The following is a 19,195-nucleotide window of genomic DNA, read 5'->3' as shown; positions in this document are numbered from 1 at the left end:
AAGTACGGACGGGATAAGCGCTGAAAGCATCTAAGCGTGAAGCCCCCCTCAAGATGAGATTTCCCAGTATGTAAGACCCCTTGTAGACGACGAGGTAGATAGGTTCGGGGTGGAAGCGCGGTAACGTGTGGAGCTGACGAATACTAATCGGTCGAGGGCTTATCCAAGAGCTTTCCGAAGGAAAGCTAGCTTCGGAAGCAGTAGCTAAAGATTCAGCATGCAATGTTTCGATCCAGTTTTCAAGGTACAAGTGACCTTGAATGAAAGTCACCGATGTTTCATGGCAGAAACATCAACCGTTTGGTGATGATGGCGGAAGGGAACCACGCGTACCCATCCCGAACACGAACGTTAAGCCTTCCAGCGTCGATGGTACTTGGACCGCAGGGTCCTGGGAGAGTAGAACGTCGCCAAGCAGCAGAAGAGTCTCATTGGAGCAATCCGATGGGGCTCTTTTTCATGTTATAAACAATCCGTTAATGCATACTGCTAGGCAGCCGCATGAGCCATCATTTGTTACCGATTTGAGGGGTGCAACACCGGAAGCTGAAGTATAAATCGGCTTTAATTTACCGAACACTATATCATATGGTGGGTGTTGCAATCTTGAATAAATCTGTTATAATGTAACTAAAGTCAAAGAAAGTCAAAGTCAATTTACTTCTGTTTTGGAGGTTGAATTGATGCGTAATGTTTCAGAAGTCATCGAGCAATACTTGAAACAGACCTTACAGCAAAGCCCTGAAGGCGTCATCGAAATTCAACGAAACGATTTGGCGGATCAATTTAATTGCGTTCCCTCGCAAATTAATTATGTGATCAGCACTCGGTTCACCCTGGAGAAGGGGTATATCGTTGAAAGCAAGCGCGGCGGTGGAGGGTACATTCGCATCCAAAAAATCGAGTTGAATTCGCACGGCGAGGTGCTGGATCACATTTTTCAAACGATCAGTACCCATATGGATCAATCCGCTTCCGAAGGGCTGTTGTACCAGCTCAGAGAAGGCGGTTTTATTACCAAACGGGAAGAATCGTTAATGAGGGCGGCCACGAACCGCGAAGTGCTGACATTGAAGCTGCCTTTAAGAGATGAGATTCGCGCCAAGCTGTTGAAAGCCATGCTGATTTCCTTGTTAAGCTGTCGATGATTCACTCAAGGAGGGAACCGGATGATTTGTCAGGAATGCGGAAAGAAACAGGCTACGCTTCATTTCACCAAAATTTTGGGCGGGGAGAAGACCGAATTCCATATTTGCGAATCATGCGCAAGGGAGAAGGGCGAGCTCATTCCCGGAACGCCCAACGGATTTTCCATCCACAATTTGCTGAGCGGCTTGCTTGATTTTGACCCGACATCACATAATGCGCTTGCCGGCAAACCGCAGCCGAGCCGCTGCGAGCACTGCGGGCTTACGTACAGTCAGTTCAGCAAGGTGGGGCGCTTTGGCTGCAGTGAATGCTATAAGTATTTTGGAGAAAAGCTGGATCCTCTTTTTAAAAGGGTCCATGGAAATATTGTTCATACCGGCAAAGTTCCCAAACGCTCAGGCGGGGTAATAAAATATAAACGAGAAATTGAACAGATGAAGAAAGAGCTGCTCGTCCGAATCGAGAATGAAGAGTTCGAAAAAGCCGCGCAGCTCCGCGATCAAATAAAGGAACTGGAGAAGAAGCTGGCTGACAGTTAGCCCGGAATATGGCGGACAGGAGGAATGCTTATGGCGGAAGCAAACCGTTTTACGCAGCATGCGCTGAGCGATTGGATGAAAGGGGACGGCCCGGAGTCGGACATCGTCATCAGCAGCCGAATCCGTATTGCCCGTAACCTGAACGCATATCCTTTTCCAATGCTGGCAACCAACCAGCAGTCTAAGGAAGTGCTTGAACAGGTCTCTGATGTGGTAAAGAATGAAGAGCTGAACACAATCAGCAGTTTCACTCTCGTGCCGTTATCGGAACTCAATGAGCTGGAGAAGCGAGTGCTCGTCGAGAAGCATTTAATTAGTCCCGCATTGGCCAATGAATCGCGCAACGGGGCTGTCATATTGAATGAAAATGAATCGATCAGCATTATGGTGAATGAAGAAGATCATCTTCGAATACAATGCTTGTGCCCCGGTTTTCAGATTAGGGAAGCCTGGGACCTCGCTAACCAGATCGACGATATTTTTGAAGTTCAGCTCGATTACGCGTTTGATGAGAAACGAGGCTATCAAACAAGTTGTCCGACGAATGTCGGAACGGGGATTCGTGCTTCGGTCATGCTTCATTTGCCGGCGCTTGTACTGACCCAGCAAATCAATCGCATCCTGTCGGCGGTAACGCAGGTTGGCCTTGCAGTAAGAGGGCTATACGGCGAAGGGAGCGAGGCGCTCGGCAATTTGTTTCAAATATCGAATCAAATTACGCTCGGACAGTCCGAGGAAGAAATCATCGATAATTTGTACGGTGTAGTGAAACAAATTATCGAGCACGAGCGCGCTGCCCGCCAGAAGATGATCTACGAGACGAAAGCGAAGCTTCTGGATCGTGTCAGTCGGTCATATGGCATCTTGTCCTACGCGGCCATTATGGATTCGAAAGAAGCGGCACAGCGGCTGTCCGACGTTCGGCTTGGCATCGATCTTGGCTTCATTAAGAATGTCTCCTCTCACTCGTTAAATGAGCTGCTCGTTATGACGCAGCCCGGATTTTTGCAGCAGTCGGCAGGAGAAAAGCTGACGCCTGAAGAAAGAGACATTAGAAGGGCTCAATTGATTCGCGATAAAATATCCGCTGTTGCCGAGTGAGCCTGAAGTTACATCCTTCTTTCACGATACAGCTATACCAATTCTGGAGGTGTTACACATGATGTTTGGCAGATTTACGGAACGTGCACAAAAGGTGCTGTCTTTGGCGCAGGAAGAAGCGGTCCGCTTGGGCCACAATAATATCGGAACAGAACATATTTTGCTCGGCTTGATCCGGGAAGGCGAAGGGATTGCCGCGAAGGCGCTGATCGCTCTTGGATTGGGGCTCGAGAAAATACAGGACGAAGTGGAATCGCTCATCGGAAGAGGTCAGGAACAGCCTTCGAATATCGCTTATACGCCGCGGGCAAAAAAAGTAATCGAGCTCTCGATGGACGAAGCCCGTAAACTCGGCCATACGTATGTTGGAACGGAGCATATTTTGCTCGGCTTGATCCGGGAGGGTGAAGGCGTTGCCGCGCGCGTGCTGAATAACTTGGGCGTCAGCCTGAACAAAGCGCGTCAGCAAGTGCTGCAGCTGCTCGGCAGCAGCGAAGTCGTCTCGCCGAATCACGGCAACCCGACCAACGTCAATACACCGACGCTGGATGGGCTGGCTCGCGATCTGACGGCCTATGCGAAAGAAGGTAACCTCGACCCGGTGATCGGGCGCAGTAAAGAAATAGAGCGTGTTATCCAGGTGCTCAGCCGCCGCACCAAGAACAACCCGGTATTGATCGGGGAGCCGGGTGTCGGTAAAACGGCAATTGCCGAAGGGTTGGCGCAAAAAATCATCGCTAATGAAATTCCCGAAACGCTGCGCGACAAACGCGTAATGACGCTTGACATGGGTTCCGTTGTGGCGGGGACGAAGTATCGCGGCGAATTCGAGGACCGTTTGAAAAAGATTATGGACGAAATTCGTCAAGCGGGGAACATCATCTTGTTCATCGACGAGCTGCATACGCTGATCGGTGCTGGCGGCGCAGAGGGAGCGATCGACGCCTCCAACATCTTGAAGCCTGCGCTTGCTCGGGGCGAGCTGCAGTGCATCGGGGCGACGACGCTTGACGAATACCGCAAATATATTGAGAAAGACGCCGCACTGGAAAGACGGTTCCAACCGATTACTGTCGATCAACCTTCTCCGGAAGAAGCCATTCAAATTTTGCATGGTTTGCGCGACCGCTACGAAGCGCATCATCGCGTGAAAATTACGGATGAGGCGATCGAGCAAGCGGTGAAGTTGTCGGATCGTTACATTACAGACCGCTTCCTGCCGGACAAAGCGATCGACCTGATCGACGAAGCGAGCTCGAAGGTAAGGCTCAATTCGTACACCGTACCGCCGGATCTGAAGAAGCTGGAAAGCCGTCTGGAGGACATCCGCAAAGAGAAGGACGCCGCAGTGCAAAGCCAGGAATTCGAAAAGGCCGCTTCCTTGCGAGATACCGAACAAAAGCTTCGTGAAGAGCTGGATTCCACGAAAAACGAGTGGAAGGAAAAGCAAGGCCGTACCGATTCCGAAGTAACACCGGATGATATTGCTCAGGTCGTTGCCAGCTGGACGGGAATTCCGGTTGTGAAGCTGGCAGAGGAAGAAACCGAACGTCTGCTCAAGATGGAGTCGATCCTTCATGACCGGGTAATCGGTCAAGATGAAGCGGTCAAAGCCGTCAGCCGCGCGATTCGCCGCGCAAGAGCGGGTCTGAAAGATCCGAAGCGTCCGATGGGCTCCTTCATCTTCCTTGGACCTACCGGCGTAGGGAAGACCGAATTGGCACGTGCTTTGGCTGAATCGCTGTTTGGCGATGAGAATGCGGTCATCCGCATCGATATGTCGGAGTATATGGAGAAGCATTCCACCTCCCGTTTGGTTGGAGCGCCTCCGGGATATGTTGGTTACGAAGAAGGCGGTCAGCTGACCGAGAAAGTTCGCCGCAAACCATACTCCGTCGTGCTGCTGGATGAGATTGAAAAGGCGCATCCGGAAGTGTTCAACATCCTGCTTCAAGTGCTGGAGGACGGTCGATTGACCGATTCCAAAGGCCGTACGGTCGACTTCCGCAATACGCTGATCATTATGACGTCGAACGTCGGAGCCGAAGCGATCAAGAAGAACTCGACACTGGGCTTCACCGCGGCGCAGGATTCAGGCCGGGAGTACAACAACATGAAGGACAAAGTCATGGGCGAGCTCAAGAAGAGCTTCCGTCCGGAGTTCCTGAACCGGATCGACGAGATCATCGTCTTCCACTCTCTCGACGAGAAGCATATTGCCGAGATCGTGACGCTGATGGCCGACGATCTGCGTAAACGTCTGAAGGAGCAGGACGTCGACTTTATCCTGACCGATACGGCGAAGGCGTTCCTGGCGAAGGAAGGCTACGACCCGGCATTCGGCGCACGGCCGCTGCGCAGAGCGATCCAGAAGCACATCGAAGACCGGCTATCCGAAGAGCTGCTCCGCGGCAACATTTCGAAGGGCGACAAGCTGACGATCGACGAAAAAGACGGCGAGCTTGTTGTTGAACGGACGCAAGAGGTAACGTCGCAAGCGTAATGACTTAGATGGTTGCTTCATATAATAAAAATCCAACCTTACCGTTGTACGGGAGGTTGGATTTTTTGTATTTGAAAGAGAATGGGTTTTCAAAGACAGGCGTAAAATGGTACACTGAGAAATAGTGGAATTTTTTTATCAGTTCTGGAATGACAGAACGGATTGTAGAAGCAGGAGTTGAACATGGTAAAGCAGAAGACTAAATTTTTTTGTCAGCAGTGTGGATATGAGTCCCCCAAATGGCTTGGTAAATGCCCGGGCTGTCAAGCATGGAACAGCTTCGTGGAAGAAGTAGAGACAGTCAGCAAGAGCCAAGGACTGCACACCTCCTTTTCCAAAAAGAAAGAAAAACCGGTTTCGATCATAAACATAGAGAGCAGTGAAGAGCAGCGTATCGTAACGGACAATAAGGAGCTTAACCGCGTGCTGGGAGGCGGTATCGTTCCTGGCTCGCTTATTCTTGTCGGGGGCGACCCGGGCATCGGCAAGTCGACCTTGCTGCTGCAAACCTCGTTTGAGCTGACGAAGCAGCAGTTAAAGGTACTGTACATATCCGGGGAGGAGTCCGTCAGACAGACGAAGCTGCGGGCCGATCGGCTGCAGGCTGTGTCTCCTCTGCTCTTCGTGCTTAGCGAGACGAATTTAGAGAATATCGAGGCGGCCATCGATGAGATCAGTCCCGATTTTGTCGTAATCGATTCGATTCAAACCGTGTATCATCCGGCGGTCACTTCGGCGCCGGGCAGCGTATCGCAAGTGCGGGAGTGCACCGGTCATTTCATGCGTATTGCCAAAATCAAAGGAATTGCGACCGTTGTAGTTGGTCATGTTACTAAAGAAGGGGCGATTGCCGGTCCGCGCATGCTCGAACACATGGTCGATTGCGTGCTGTATTTCGAAGGCGAGCGGCATCATTCGTACCGGCTGCTGCGCGCGGTCAAGAACCGCTTCGGCTCAACGAACGAAATCGGCATATTTGAAATGCAGGAGATCGGTCTCGTCGAAGTTAACAATCCTTCGGAGCTATTCTTGTCTGAGCGGCCGCTTGGCGTATCCGGTTCGACCGTTGTCGCCAGCATGGAAGGTACCCGTCCGGTGCTTGTCGAGCTGCAGGCGCTCGTGTCGGCGACGAACTTTCCATCGCCGCGACGAATGGCGACTGGGTTCGATCATAACCGGCTATCGCTCATTATCGCCGTTCTTGAGAAACGAATGGGGATGTTCCTGCAGAACCAGGACGCTTACCTGAATATTGCCGGCGGGGTTAAACTGGATGAACCAGCAGTCGACTTGGCAGTGGCCGTGAGCATAGCGTCCAGCTTTCGCGATCAGCCCACGCAGCCGTATGATGTGATTTTCGGGGAAGTCGGCTTAACCGGCGAAGTACGCGGAGTATCCCGGGTCGACCAGCGCGTACGCGAAGCGCAAAAGCTGGGCTTCAAGCGCGTCATTGTGCCGCAGAAAAGCTTGAAAGGCTGGACTCCGCCGGCTGGCATTGAAATCATTGGCGTGAATACGGTAGCCGAAGCGCTTTCGGCTGCTTTACTATAACAAGAAACATCGAGAACGGAGGGACATAATGTGAGCAAGGAAACAGCCAAAAGGGATGTGATGAGCCAGCTGCTGCAGCTCGTCGCCCCCGGCACACCGTTCCGTGAAGGACTGGAAAATGTGCTGCGGGCCAAAACCGGCGGCTTGATTGTCGTCGGCTACAGTCCGGAAGTCATGGAAATCGTAGACGGAGGTTTTTCCATCAATTGCGATTTTTCGCCCAATTATTTATATGAGCTGGCCAAAATGGACGGAGCGATTATTTTAAGCGAAGATTTGAAGCGGATTTTGTATGCGAATACGCAGCTTATTCCGGATTCGTCGATTCCTTCTACGGAAACCGGAATTCGCCATCGGACGGCCGAGCGGGTGGCAAAGCAAACCTCCAAACTCGTGGTCTCCATCTCGCAGCGCCGGAATGTCATTACGCTGTATCAAGGGAATTTGCGGTACGCGTTGAAAGATATCGGCGTCATCTTAACTAAAGCGAATCAGGCGATCCAGACGCTGGAGAAATACAAGTCGGTGCTTGACCAAGACCTTACGAATCTCGGCGCGGCCGAATTCGAAGAGCTGGTTACGCTGCATGATGTGACCGGTGTCGTTCAGCGCGTGGAGATGGTCATGCGGATTCGGGCGGAGATCAAGAGGTACATCAATGAGCTGGGCAATGAGGGACGGCTGATCAGCATGCAAATGGAAGAATTGGTCGGTCATACCGAGCTTGAATCGTATTTGCTGATCAAAGACTACGTGCGCGATCCGAGCGACGAGAAGGTGAAGGAAGTGACGTCGTCGTTACGCCGGCTCGCTTCCGACGAAATACTCGACCACTCGCATATCGCACGGGTGCTCGGCTATGGGCATGCGGCGATCAACGCCGAAGAGACGGTTTCGCCGCGCGGCTACCGGGTGCTGAACAAAATTCCGCGTCTGCCCGCGGTTATCATCCACAATCTGGTGGAACGCTTCGAGTATCTTCCTCACTTGATGATGGCTACAATAGAAGAACTCGACGATGTCGACGGCATCGGCGAAGTACGCGCGCGCACGATCAAAGAAGGGCTGAAACGTATCCAAGATCAGGTACTCATTGACAGACATATATAACTTGCATACAATCAGAGGGTAGCCTAATATAATATGAATGATTGGGGTACAGTAAAACAGAGGTGGACTATAATCATGATAACGAAATCCCTGCCGAACTTATTTACCGTTGGAAACCTGTTCTTGGGAATTATTTCTATTATTTTGGTGTTTAACAATAATCCAGAGCTTGCGGCAATCATGGTTATTGTAGCCATGCTGCTCGACGGCTTGGATGGACGCGTGGCACGAGCCTTGAATGCGCAGAGCGAATTCGGTAAAGAGCTCGACTCGTTGTCGGACGTCATTTCGTTTGGCGTTGCTCCGGCTTTTATCATGTATGTGGTAGCATTTACGGAGTTGAATGCGGCGGCTGCATGGATTGTGACCGCGATTTTCCCGATTTGCGGAGCGCTTAGACTGGCTCGCTTCAACGTAGTGGCGGGTACGCCAGGCTATTTTATCGGCCTGCCGATTCCTGCGGCCGGCGGTGTGCTCTGTACACTTGCCCTGTTCCATAATGAATTGAGTACGCTTGTTCTCGTGCTTTCTACGCTGCTGCTCTCTTATTTGATGGTCAGCACCGTGAAGTATCCGAACTTCAAGAAGGTCGGTATTCCGAAGGCCGCTTTGTGGATTACGCCTGTTGTCGTCGCAGCCGCAGTGCTGCTTGCGGTCTTGTATCCGGGGCTGCTGTCCAAGATGATCTTTGTCCCGCTTGTCATTTATGCGCTGTGGGGGTTAAAAAAAAACGTTGATCGACTCTTCTTCTGGAGAAGGGCGAAGAACAAAAAAGTAGAGGAAAGCGAAAAGAAAACAACGACGTTCTGATCGTATACGGCTCTATAAAAGAATCGGCGAAAATGAAAAGCATTTATTTTCCGAAAGGAAAGTAGATGCTTTTTTTGTATTTTCTTGGACTTTCTAGGATTAGGCAGGAAGTTTTTGGTTCATAATTGTAACGAGGAAGATGAAATAATTGATTTATGGAGGTGAAGTCTGTGATGAGAAAGTGGTTTCAGCTTTTGTTTGCAGTTATCGGCGGTGCGCTTGGAGTACAATGGAGTGATACGATTCGTAAGCCATTTTTTGAAGGTTCGGGATTGGATTCGATGCCTGGATTTCAAATTTGGATGTTTGTACTGGGAGCCGCCTTGTTTTATTCCTTAGGTTCGTTCGTGCTTCAATACGTATCCAGACTGGTACAACGAGGAGAGGAGCATGTCGACAGCGTCCCGATAACGGAGCTGCTCGCCGGTTCCGCCGGTATGGCGATCGGTCTGCTTGTATCGTCCGTACTGTTCGGACCGCTGGATCATATCGGCATGACCAGTCCGCTCATTCATATGCTGTGTGTCGCGCTGTTCGCTTGGGCAGGGTACAGACTCGGTTCGGTCAAGAAGGATGAGCTCATGTCGCTGCTCGACAAGCGTCAGTCCGGACGGGATCGGGGAGGATCGGGGGAAGCCAAAGGCTTCGAGGAGCATAAAATTCTCGATACGAGCGTCATTATCGACGGCCGCATTGCGGATATTTGCAAAACCGGTTTTATCGAGGGAACGCTCGTCATCCCGGAATTTGTGCTTGAGGAGCTTCAGCATATCGCTGACTCGTCGGATTTGCTGAAGCGGAATCGCGGGCGTCGCGGGCTCGATATTTTAAACAAAATTCAGAAAGAGCTCGATGTGAAGGTGCTGATCTATGAAGGCGACTTCGAGGAAATTTCCGAGGTCGACAGCAAGCTGGTTCGGCTGGCCAAAGTGCTTCAGGGCAAAGTAATCACGAATGATTTTAACCTGAACAAAGTGTGCGAGCTGCAGGGCGTATCGGTGCTCAACATCAACGATCTGGCGAATGCAGTTAAGCCGGTGGTACTGCCGGGCGAGGAAATCTTGGTGCAGGTCATCAAGGACGGCAAGGAGCACGGACAAGGCGTGGCCTATCTGGATGACGGGACGATGATCGTCGTTGAGGGCGGACGCGACTTTATTGGCACGACGCTCGATGTGCTCGTGACCAGCGTATTGCAAACTTCCGCAGGCAGGATGATCTTCGCCAAGCCGAAGCTATTGGAAAAAGCGCTCTAACAAGGTATGATAAGGGAGATGCGCTTTTGGAGGACAGCGGCGAGGCGTACCGTGCCGCTACTTCTTGAGCCGATACGTTGTGGCAGGTGAGAGCATTGAAGGACAAGCTGGGAATTGTCATCGTCGCTGCGGGCAGAGGCTCGAGAATGGGCACGCAGGAGAGCAAGCAGTATTTGCAGATCGACGATAAACCGATACTGGTACATACGCTGCTTCGCTTTGAGCGGATGGCGGCCGTGGATGAGATCGTCCTTGTCACCGGCGCGGACGATGTGGAACGCTGCGAAGGATATGCACAGCAGTACGGTCTCGACAAAATAAAGCAAGTTATCCCGGGGGGGAAGGAGCGCCAGGACTCCGTGTATCAAGGTCTTCTGGCGCTGAGCGGGCAAGTGGAATGGGTGATGGTGCATGACGGGGTAAGGCCTTTTGCGGCGGAAGAACATGTAACGGCATGCTTCGTCAAATCGAAAGCGACCGGCGCCGCCGTGCTCGCCGTACCCGTGAAGGATACGATCAAAGTCGTTGACGGCGACGGCTTCATTAAAGCTACCCCCGATCGAAGCAGCTTGTGGGCGATCCAAACCCCGCAGGCTTTTCGCTTTTCATTGTTGCTGGAAGCGCATGAGCAGGCGCGCCGGGAGTCGTTTCTGGGGACGGACGACGCTATGCTGGTGGAGCGGCTCGGCACGAAAGTGGCCGTGGTGGAATCCGATTATTACAATATTAAAATCACGACGCCGGAGGACTTGCCTTGGGCCGAGTGGATCATACGTCATGTCAGGGGAGAGAAGAAATGATGATTCGTGTAGGACAAGGGTTTGATGTACACCAGTTGACGGAAGGGCGCAAATGCATTATCGGCGGAGTCGACATTCCTTATGAAAAAGGGCTGCTCGGCCATTCCGACGCCGATGTGCTGCTGCACGCGCTCAGTGACGCCATTCTCGGCGCGCTCGGGCTCGGCGATATCGGGAGGCATTTCCCCGATACCGACCAAGCGTTCAAGGACGCCGACAGCTATAAACTGCTGGAGCAGGTATGGACGATGGCCAAGGAAGCGGGATATCGTCTGGGCAACGCGGATTGTACGATCATCGCGCAAAAGCCGAAGATGGCTCCGCATATTCCCGCGATGGTAGAGCGGATCGCCACAGCGCTGGAAGCGGAGGAGCGGACGCAGGTCAACGTCAAGGCGACGACGACCGAGCAGCTTGGGTTCACGGGTCGTGGCGAAGGCATAGCGGCGCAGGCGGTTGTTTGTCTGGTAAAAGGTGTGCTATGATAACGAATAAACTTTTTTAGGAATTATCGGTTGCGTTATTTTTGAGAGGAGAACATGGCTATGGATTTTCGTGTAAGATACGCCCCGAGTCCGACTGGACATCTGCACATCGGCGGAGCCCGCACGGCGTTATTCAATTATTTGATCGCGCGCAAGGAAGGCGGCCGCTTTATTATCCGGTTCGAGGATACGGACCAGACCCGTCATCAGGAATCGGGCATCGGCAACCAGCTGGACGGGTTGAAATGGCTTGGCGTCGATTGGGACGAAAGCGTGGATATTGGTGGTCCGTACGGCCCTTACCGGCAGACGGAACGGCTGCACCTATACAAGCCGTTCATCGAGCAGCTGCTCGGCAGCGGCGATGCGTATTATTGTTATTGTTCGGAAGCGGATCTGGAGCAGGAACGGGCAGAGCAGGAAGCGCAAGGCTTGATGCCGATGTATTCCGGCAAGTGCCGTCATTTGACTCCGGAGCAGGCGGAAGCTTACCGCGTGGAGGGCCGCAAGCCTTCGATCCGGTTCCGCGTGCCGGAAAACCGTACGATCTCGTTTACCGACCGGATTCGTGAGCAGGTGGAGTTTGAAACCAATGGGATCGGGGATTTCATCATCGTTCGTCCCGACGGTATTCCGACGTATAATTTCGCCGTTATTCTCGACGATCACCTGATGAAGATCAATCTGGTTATCCGCGGCGAAGAGCATTTGACCAACACGCCGCGGCAAATCATGATGTACGAAGCATTGGGCTTGCCGATACCGGAATTTGCTCATCTGTCGCTCATCCTCAATCAGGACCGCAAAAAAATGAGCAAGCGCGACGAATCGATTATTCAATTCATGGAGCAGTATCGCGATTTGGGCTATTTGCCCGAAGCGATAATGAATTTTATCGCGCTTCTGGGGTGGTCGCCGAAAGGGGAAGAGGAGATCTTCTCCAAGGAGGAGCTCATCGCTCAGTTCGATCTGAGCCGCGTTTCCAAGAGCCCGGCCGTATTCGATATGGATAAGCTGAATTGGATGAATAACGTTTACATCAAGAAGGCCGACACGGATCGCATCGTCGCGCTGGCGCTGCCGCATTTGCAGAAGGCGGGGCGCTTACCGGAGTCGCTTAGCGCTGAGCAGGAGCAGTGGGTACGCTCGCTCGTCGGGCTGTATCAAGAGCAGCTGCGCTTCGCCGCCGAGATCGTGCAGCTGTCGGAGCTGTTCTTCCGAGAGGACGTCACGTTCGAGAATGACGAAGCGAAAGCGATGCTGGCGGAACCGCATGCGCCTATTGTGCTGGGCAGCTTCTTGTCCCAGGTCGAGCAGGCGGCCGACTTTACGGTAGACGCCATGAAAGGCATTATGAAAGCTGTCCAGACCGAGACCGGGTACAAAGGAAAGCCGCTGTTCATGACGGTTCGCGTGGCTCTTACCGGTCAAATGCACGGCCCGGATTTGAACATGACGATGTATTTGCTCGGCAAGGAAACGGTGATGAACCGGGTGAAGAAATTATTGTAATAGCGGATTATTTCCGTTATACTTAACAAACATAAAGCGAAGGCGACGAACGGGAAAGTACGGGAATGCCGGGATTTTCAGAGAGGACAATCGGCGTATGTTAATGTGCCGGCTGCGAGTTGTCCAGTCCTTGTCCCCGGAAGTGCACCCGGGAGCCGTAAAGACGATCTGGCGCAGCCGTGCGGCTGACAGACAGGGTAGTCTTTGCCGTGTCGTTCACGATATGAACGAATGAGATGAATGACGGGAAGCATCCTGTACGGATGTAACGGTTCGCATGGGAACTGTTCTTCGCATGTCATTCAAGCAGAGTGGAACCGCGATGCAACGCCTCTGCAGCCTGACGGCTGTGGGGGCTTTTTGTTGTGATTGTCCAATGAACGAGAGGCGCAAGGGGAGAAGAGGTGTGCTGAATGTTTGCGAGAATGCGTGAAGACGTCGCTACGATATTCGAGAATGATCCCGCGGCAAGAGGCTGGTTTGAGGTTGTATTTACGTATGCCGGGCTGCATGCGCTTTGGGCGCACCGGGTGGCGCACTGGTTTTACAGGAAACGGCTGTTTACGCTCGCGAGAATCATCTCGCAGGTGAGCCGGTTCATGACGGGAATCGAGATCCATCCCGGCGCGGTCATTGGCCGACGGTTCTTCATTGACCACGGCATGGGCGTCGTCATCGGGGAAACGTGCGAGATCGGCGACGATGTGCTGCTGTACCATGGAGTTACGCTTGGCGGTACGGGGAAAGAGAAAGGGAAACGCCACCCGACGATTGGCAACAACGTCGTCATTTCGGCAGGGGCGAAGGTCACGGGCTCTTTCAAAGTCGGTGACAATTCCCGAATCGGCACGAACGCGGTCGTATTGAACGAAGTACCGCCGAACAGCACCGTTGTAGGCATACCCGGCCGTGTAGTGAAGCGGGACGGTGTGCGCGTCGGCCGACTGGAGCACGACAAGCTGCCGGACCCGGTAGTGGATATGTTTCGTGAGGTGCAGAAGCAAATCGACGACTTGAAAGCAGAGCTGGCGGAAGCGAAATCGAAAAACGGAGGCAAAGAAACGAATGACGCTCAAGATTTACAATACCATGACGCGGGCCAAAGAAAAGTTCGAGTCGATTGAGCCCGGCAAAGTCAAAATGTATGTGTGCGGTCCGACCGTGTATGATTATATTCATATCGGTAACGCGCGTCCGGTCATCTTCTTCGATGTGGTGCGGCGCTATCTGGAGTCGGTAGGCTATGAAGTGCATTTTGTCGTAAACTTTACCGACGTGGATGACAAGCTGATCAAGAAAGCGGCGGAGATGGGAACGACAGTGCCCGAGGTCGCTGACCTGTTCGTGCAAAAATATTACGAAGACACGCAGGGGCTGGGCGTGCGTCAAGCGACGGTTCATCCCCGGGTAACGGAGAACATGACGGAGATCATCGCTTTTATCTCCGGGCTTGTCGAGAAGGATCTGGCGTATGAGGGCGGCGGCGACGTCTTTTACCGGACGGCGAAGTTCGCCGAATATGGCAAGCTGTCGCATCAAAACATGGAGGAGCTGCAGTTCGGCATTCGTGTGGATGTGGACGAGCGCAAAGAAAATCCGCAAGACTTCGTGCTGTGGAAAGCGGCGAAGCCCGGCGAAATCAGCTGGTCCAGCCCTTGGGGCGAAGGCCGTCCGGGCTGGCATATCGAGTGCTCGGCGATGGTTCGCAAATATTTGGGAGAAACGATCGATATTCACGGCGGCGGCCAAGATTTGACGTTCCCGCATCACGAGTGCGAGATCGCCCAATCCGAAGGCTTGACCGGTCATACGATGTCCAATTACTGGATGCATAACGGATTCGTCAACATCAATAACGAGAAGATGTCCAAATCGCTGGGCAACGGCATCAATGTGCATCAACTGCTTCAAACGATGCCGCCGCAAATTATTCGGTATTTCATGCTTTCCGGCCACTACCGCAATCCGCTCAACTTCAGCGATGAAGCCGTTGAGCAGGCGAAGGGCAGCCTGGCCCGGATCGAGAACTGCATCGCAGGCATCAAGCATCGGATGAAGACGGCGGATGCGGGAGACGCGGAACCAGCGGTCGAGGAGGCCGTGCGTAACGCGAAGGAAGCCTTCGAAACGAAGATGAACGACGATTTCAATACGCCGGATGCGATCACGGCCGTATTCGATCTTGTGCATGCCGCCAATTTATACATGAATCGGGACCGGGTCACGGCCGCTTCACTGCAGCTACTGGAGCAGCAGTTTGCGGCGATGGATAACGTATTGGGCATACTATCCCGTGCGGAAGAATCGCTGCTCGATGAAGAGGTCGAGCAGCTGATTATCGAACGGACCGAGGCGCGGCGCACGAAAAATTGGGCGCGGGCGGACGAAATTCGCGATCTCTTGACGGAGCGGGGCATAGTGCTTGAAGACACGGCCCAAGGCATCCGTTGGCGGCGGAAATAAAATGGCGCCGGATGATCTGTCCATTGCGGGAGGAATCCCATTGTTCGATTTTCCGCCGGCGCGCGACCCGAAGCTGCTGAATCCTTTGGTGCTGGCTTATATGGGCGATGCGATCTATGAGGTGTTCGTGCGGCAATATGTCGTATCGCAGCCGAATCACCGGCCCAATCACCTCCATCGTCAGGCGACGCAGTATGTGTCCGCCAAAGCGCAAGCCCGTGCGCTGGAGCGCTGGATGCCTGAGCTGACGGAGGAAGAAGTCGATATCGTGAAGCGGGGACGTAACGCCAAATCGGGTACATCGGCCAAAAACGCCGATATATTGGAATACCGTCACAGCACGGCGTTCGAATGTCTGATCGGCTATTTATATTACATGCAGCGGTGGGAACGGCTGAAGCATCTGATGATGCGCTCGCTCGACCACAGCATTTCCGGATAGAAGAATAGAAAGGGGATCACGACATGGAAGAATTTATTGGAGGCAAGCATTCCGTGCTTGAAGCGCTCCGCTCCGGTCGAACGATCAATAAAATATGGATCGCCGAGCAGGCGCAAAAACAGTTGACGCAGCCGATTATTGCCGAAGCGAAGCAAAACGGCGTGATCGTTCAGTTTGCGGACAAGCGGAAGCTGGATCAAATGGCTGCCGGCGTGCAGCACCAGGGCGTCGTTGCGCAGGTGGCTGCCTATGAATACGTCGAGGTGGAAGATTTGTTGGCCAAAGCCGCGGAGAAGGGGGAGCAGCCGTTCCTTCTTATTCTGGATGAAATCGAGGATCCGCATAACCTTGGCTCGATATTGCGTTCGGCCGATTGCACGGGCGTACATGGGGTTATTATTCCGAAACGGCGTTCCGTCGGCTTGACGGCAGCCGTCTCGAAAACATCGGCAGGGGCGGTAGAGTATGTTCCCGTCGCGCGGGTGACCAACTTGGCGCAGACGATCGAGCAATTGAAGGAGCTCGGGCTGTGGATCGCCGGAACGGATGTGGACGCGAAGCAGCATGTGTATGCAACGAACCTCAATTTGCCGATCGCCATCGTGATCGGGAACGAGAGCAAAGGGGTAGGGCGGCTGATCAAGGAAAAATGCGATTTTCTGCTGAAGCTGCCTATGTTCGGTCAAATCAACTCCTTAAACGCCTCCGTCGCCGCTTCCGTCTTGATGTATGAAGTGGTCCGTCAGCGTATGGCCGCTCAATAGCGACGGCGAGGCAAATGTGAATGATTCAAGAAATTTTAATTGTGGACGGCTACAACATCATCGGCGCTTGGCCGGAGCTGCAGAAGCTGAAGGACATTCGGCTGGAAGAGGCGCGCGACCGGCTGATCGCCATCATGGGGGAGTACCAGTCGTTTTCAGGAATGAAGGTCATTCTTGTATTTGACGCTTATTATGTGCCCGGGCTCGGACGCAAAGACGTGCATCATAAGCTCCCCGTCTATTTTACCAAAGAAAAAGAGACGGCCGATGAATTGATAGAGCGGCTTGTAACCGCTCATATCGGCCGTCGCAAACAAATCTACGTGGCTACCAGCGACATGACCGAGCAGCACGTCATTTTCGGCAAAGGGGCATTTCGGGTGCCGGCCAGCGAACTGCTGGTTAAAGTGAGGCAAGCCCGGCAGGAAATACGGAAGAAAATCGAAGAGGATAACCAGGCTAGTAGACATAATTCTTTCGACAGCAGGCTGACAGATGATGTCAAGGCGATGTTCGAAAAGTGGAGAAGAGGGCGTTGAAATATGCCTGAAAGTCTCGTAATATGAAGCTTTTTCAAGCGTAATCTTGTTGACGGTGATAGATTACATAATGTATACTAATCCTATCTTTGAAGCGCAGGGCCGGAGGGATATTGGTGAGTGTCGACCTCAAAGAACTGAGAATGTACGAATACGACCTCAAGGCAGACGAAGATATTGTGGATTCGGTCCGCGAAGGCGACAGCGATGCGCTCGAATATCTGATCAATAAGTACAAGAATTTTGTTCGCGCCAAAGCGCGTTCTTATTTTTTGATCGGAGCTGACAGAGAAGATATTGTGCAGGAAGGCATGATCGGCCTGTACAAATCGATTCGAGACTTTCGCGGCGACAAACTATCATCCTTCAAGGCGTTTGCCGAGCTTTGTATTACCCGCCAGATCATTACGGCTATCAAAACCGCTACCCGCCAGAAACATATTCCTTTGAATTCTTACGTTTCGCTGGACAAGCCTATTTATGATGAAGATTCCGATCGTACGCTGCTCGATGTCATTTGCGGCTCCCGGGTTTCCGATCCGGAGGAACTGATCATTAACCAGGAAGAGTTTAGCGGTCTGGAAGATAAGATGGGAGAAATCTTGAGCGATCTTGAGCGCAGAGTATTGATGCTGTATTTGGATGGCCGGTCTTATCAGGAAATTGCCGTTGATTTGGATCGGCACGTAAAGTCGATCGACAATGCGCTGCAGCGAGTGAAGCGCAAGCTTGAGAGATACTTGGAAGTACGGGATGCTTAGTACCAGGATTCAGAAAATGTAAGTCAGAACTGGTGTTTAACTGTTCTCATCTTTCAACGAACCGACGAATGTATGTATAATTCATAGTCCCGATTCGATGCTTTTCTTAAATAAGTGCCGTTGCTACGAAGCAGGGGCCTTTTTATTTTGCCTGCATTTCTATGGACGGTACGTGCCGCACGGCACGGTTTCCGTTTATTGGATACTTCTATAGTAGAACAGGCGTTCCCTGATGTCAACTATTTTGCGTTTTCGGTTGTGTTTAAGACCCGCTAGGTTTGCCAATAATGGGAAGACGCGGGGCGGATTGTTCATGTTAATCCTTTTTCCTTGACAGAAAAAAGGGCGTGTGCTAAAGTATTTTGGTAGCCTTAAGCTTTGGGGCTTTTTTTGCTGATCGCTTAAGTGTGAAAAAAATTAGGGCTAGAACGTAGGAGGTGTACATCATGCGGGTGATCATCACGTTAGCGTGCACAAACTGCAAGCAAAGAAACTATACATCCACCAAAAATAAGCGCAACCATCCTGACCGCATGGAGCTTAAGAAATATTGCAAGTTTTGCAATGAACAAACCGCTCATCGCGAAACTCGCTAGTTTTTGGAGGTGTGCAGGCCATGGCCTTTTTGGCTAGAATGAAGCAAGGGTTTGGCAGCACGTTTTCTTTTTTCACGGACTGCTGGTCTGAATTGAAGAAAGTCAAGTGGCCTACACGTAAGGAAATGACTAGCTATACGCTGGTTGTATTATTTACGGTCGCCTTCGTGACGTTGTACTTCTACGTTCTTGACTTGGGTATTTCTGAGCTGCTTCGCCTTGTATTCCAATGATGATGACAATGGGTGGCGCTATGGAAATGGAGAAAAGATGGTACGTCGTACATACCTATTCGGGGTATGAGAACAAGGTAAAGGCAAACTTGGAAAAACGTGTTGAATCCATGGACATGAAGGACAAGATCTTTCGAGTGCTTGTGCCTATGGAAGAAGAACTTGTGAATAAGGATGGCAAGAAGAAGACGGTCATGCGCAAAGTGTACCCAGGGTACGTGCTTGTGGAGATGATCCAGACGGACGATTCCTGGTATGTCGTGCGCAATACGCCCGGCGTTACCGGGTTCGTAGGTTCGACCGGATCCGGTTCGAAACCGACGGCGCTGCTTCCCGAGGAAGTGGATTCGATCCTTAAACACATGGGTATTGAAGAGCCGAAGCCGAAAATCGATTTCGAGCTCAAGGATACCGTTCGCGTCAAAGTCGGGCCTTTCGCCAACTTTGTCGGTACGGTTGAAGAAATACTTGTGGACAAAAGCAAGTTGAAAGTTCATGTCAACATGTTTGGTAGAGAAACGCCGGTTGAGCTTGACTACCACCAAGTGGAAAAGCTGTAATGCGGTGCAAACTGCCATACT

At 52.1% G+C, this 19,195-nt stretch carries 20 protein-coding genes and 2 rRNA genes; all 22 read left to right on the top strand.

The annotated features are described in order from the left end of the window. Positions 1-167, top strand: a 23S ribosomal RNA gene (locus KXG62_RS27020); the annotation flags it as partial. A gap of 132 nt (positions 168-299) precedes the next feature. Beyond that, a 5S ribosomal RNA gene (gene rrf, locus KXG62_RS27015) occupies positions 300-416 on the top strand. Between the two features lie 267 nt (positions 417-683). Next, positions 684-1,148, top strand: coding sequence for a CtsR family transcriptional regulator (locus KXG62_RS27010; RefSeq protein WP_218095140.1), 465 nt, complete (start codon positions 684-686; stop codon positions 1,146-1,148). 21 nt (positions 1,149-1,169) lie between these two features. After that, the gene (gene mcsA / locus KXG62_RS27005; protein WP_218095139.1) at positions 1,170-1,688 is read left to right on the top strand and encodes a protein-arginine kinase activator protein McsA; all 519 of its coding nucleotides are present in this window, start codon (positions 1,170-1,172) and stop codon (positions 1,686-1,688) included. Between the two features lie 30 nt (positions 1,689-1,718). Next, positions 1,719-2,789: a protein-arginine kinase McsB gene (gene mcsB, locus KXG62_RS27000; protein WP_218095138.1), complete on the top strand. Its 1,071-nt coding sequence runs from the start codon at positions 1,719-1,721 to the stop codon at positions 2,787-2,789. Between the two features lie 58 nt (positions 2,790-2,847). Next, a complete protein-coding gene (gene clpC / locus KXG62_RS26995; RefSeq protein ID WP_218095137.1) occupies positions 2,848-5,292 on the top strand; it encodes an ATP-dependent protease ATP-binding subunit ClpC in 2,445 nt (814 codons plus the stop codon). A gap of 183 nt (positions 5,293-5,475) precedes the next feature. Then, positions 5,476-6,843: a DNA repair protein RadA gene (gene radA / locus KXG62_RS26990; protein ID WP_218095136.1), complete on the top strand. Its 1,368-nt coding sequence runs from the start codon at positions 5,476-5,478 to the stop codon at positions 6,841-6,843. A 30-nt stretch (positions 6,844-6,873) separates the two neighbouring features. Then, positions 6,874-7,953, top strand: a complete 1,080-nt coding sequence (gene disA / locus KXG62_RS26985; protein WP_281427007.1) for a DNA integrity scanning diadenylate cyclase DisA — start codon at positions 6,874-6,876, stop codon at positions 7,951-7,953. Positions 7,954-8,028: 75 nt separating this feature from the next. Beyond that, positions 8,029-8,763 (top strand): CDP-diacylglycerol--serine O-phosphatidyltransferase, encoded by a 735-nt coding sequence (pssA, locus tag KXG62_RS26980; RefSeq protein WP_218095135.1) that lies wholly within the window; start codon positions 8,029-8,031, stop codon positions 8,761-8,763. Between the two features lie 170 nt (positions 8,764-8,933). After that, positions 8,934-10,019, top strand: a complete 1,086-nt coding sequence (locus KXG62_RS26975) for a PIN/TRAM domain-containing protein (protein WP_246627657.1) — start codon at positions 8,934-8,936, stop codon at positions 10,017-10,019. Between the two features lie 95 nt (positions 10,020-10,114). Beyond that, positions 10,115-10,819, top strand: a complete 705-nt coding sequence (ispD, locus tag KXG62_RS26970; protein ID WP_218095133.1) for a 2-C-methyl-D-erythritol 4-phosphate cytidylyltransferase — start codon at positions 10,115-10,117, stop codon at positions 10,817-10,819. Further along, a complete protein-coding gene (gene ispF / locus KXG62_RS26965) occupies positions 10,819-11,304 on the top strand; it encodes a 2-C-methyl-D-erythritol 2,4-cyclodiphosphate synthase (RefSeq protein WP_218095142.1) in 486 nt (161 codons plus the stop codon). Before ispD ends, ispF begins: the two co-directional genes overlap by 1 nt. Before the next feature lie 54 nt (positions 11,305-11,358). Then, positions 11,359-12,816: a glutamate--tRNA ligase gene (gene gltX / locus KXG62_RS26960; RefSeq protein WP_218095132.1), complete on the top strand. Its 1,458-nt coding sequence runs from the start codon at positions 11,359-11,361 to the stop codon at positions 12,814-12,816. 413 nt (positions 12,817-13,229) lie between these two features. Beyond that, a complete protein-coding gene (gene cysE / locus KXG62_RS26955) occupies positions 13,230-13,940 on the top strand; it encodes a serine O-acetyltransferase (protein ID WP_218095131.1) in 711 nt (236 codons plus the stop codon). Then, positions 13,882-15,279, top strand: coding sequence for a cysteine--tRNA ligase (cysS, locus tag KXG62_RS26950; protein ID WP_218095130.1), 1,398 nt, complete (start codon positions 13,882-13,884; stop codon positions 15,277-15,279). Before cysE ends, cysS begins: the two co-directional genes overlap by 59 nt. Position 15,280: 1 nt before the next feature. Beyond that, entirely contained in the window at positions 15,281-15,721 is a 441-nt protein-coding gene (locus tag KXG62_RS26945; protein ID WP_218095129.1) for a Mini-ribonuclease 3, read from the top strand. A 23-nt stretch (positions 15,722-15,744) separates the two neighbouring features. Beyond that, positions 15,745-16,485 (top strand): 23S rRNA (guanosine(2251)-2'-O)-methyltransferase RlmB, encoded by a 741-nt coding sequence (gene rlmB, locus KXG62_RS26940; protein ID WP_218095128.1) that lies wholly within the window; start codon positions 15,745-15,747, stop codon positions 16,483-16,485. A 20-nt stretch (positions 16,486-16,505) separates the two neighbouring features. Next, positions 16,506-17,024, top strand: coding sequence for an NYN domain-containing protein (locus KXG62_RS26935; protein WP_218095127.1), 519 nt, complete (start codon positions 16,506-16,508; stop codon positions 17,022-17,024). A 116-nt stretch (positions 17,025-17,140) separates the two neighbouring features. Further along, the gene (sigH, locus tag KXG62_RS26930) at positions 17,141-17,785 is read left to right on the top strand and encodes an RNA polymerase sporulation sigma factor SigH (RefSeq protein WP_218095126.1); all 645 of its coding nucleotides are present in this window, start codon (positions 17,141-17,143) and stop codon (positions 17,783-17,785) included. Between the two features lie 446 nt (positions 17,786-18,231). Continuing rightward, positions 18,232-18,381, top strand: coding sequence for a 50S ribosomal protein L33 (gene rpmG / locus KXG62_RS26925; protein WP_025851018.1), 150 nt, complete (start codon positions 18,232-18,234; stop codon positions 18,379-18,381). Between the two features lie 20 nt (positions 18,382-18,401). Continuing rightward, the gene (secE, locus tag KXG62_RS26920; protein WP_218095125.1) at positions 18,402-18,614 is read left to right on the top strand and encodes a preprotein translocase subunit SecE; all 213 of its coding nucleotides are present in this window, start codon (positions 18,402-18,404) and stop codon (positions 18,612-18,614) included. A 26-nt stretch (positions 18,615-18,640) separates the two neighbouring features. Beyond that, positions 18,641-19,174, top strand: coding sequence for a transcription termination/antitermination protein NusG (gene nusG, locus KXG62_RS26915; protein ID WP_218095124.1), 534 nt, complete (start codon positions 18,641-18,643; stop codon positions 19,172-19,174). Positions 19,175-19,195: the final 21 nt, after the last annotated feature.

It is taken from the genome of Paenibacillus solanacearum, assembly GCF_910593845.1.
In the GTDB taxonomy this organism is placed as follows: domain Bacteria; phylum Bacillota; class Bacilli; order Paenibacillales; family NBRC-103111; genus Paenibacillus_G; species Paenibacillus_G solanacearum.
Note: the sequence above shows the minus strand (reverse complement) of the source record. Positions and strands in the feature narration are given on the sequence as shown.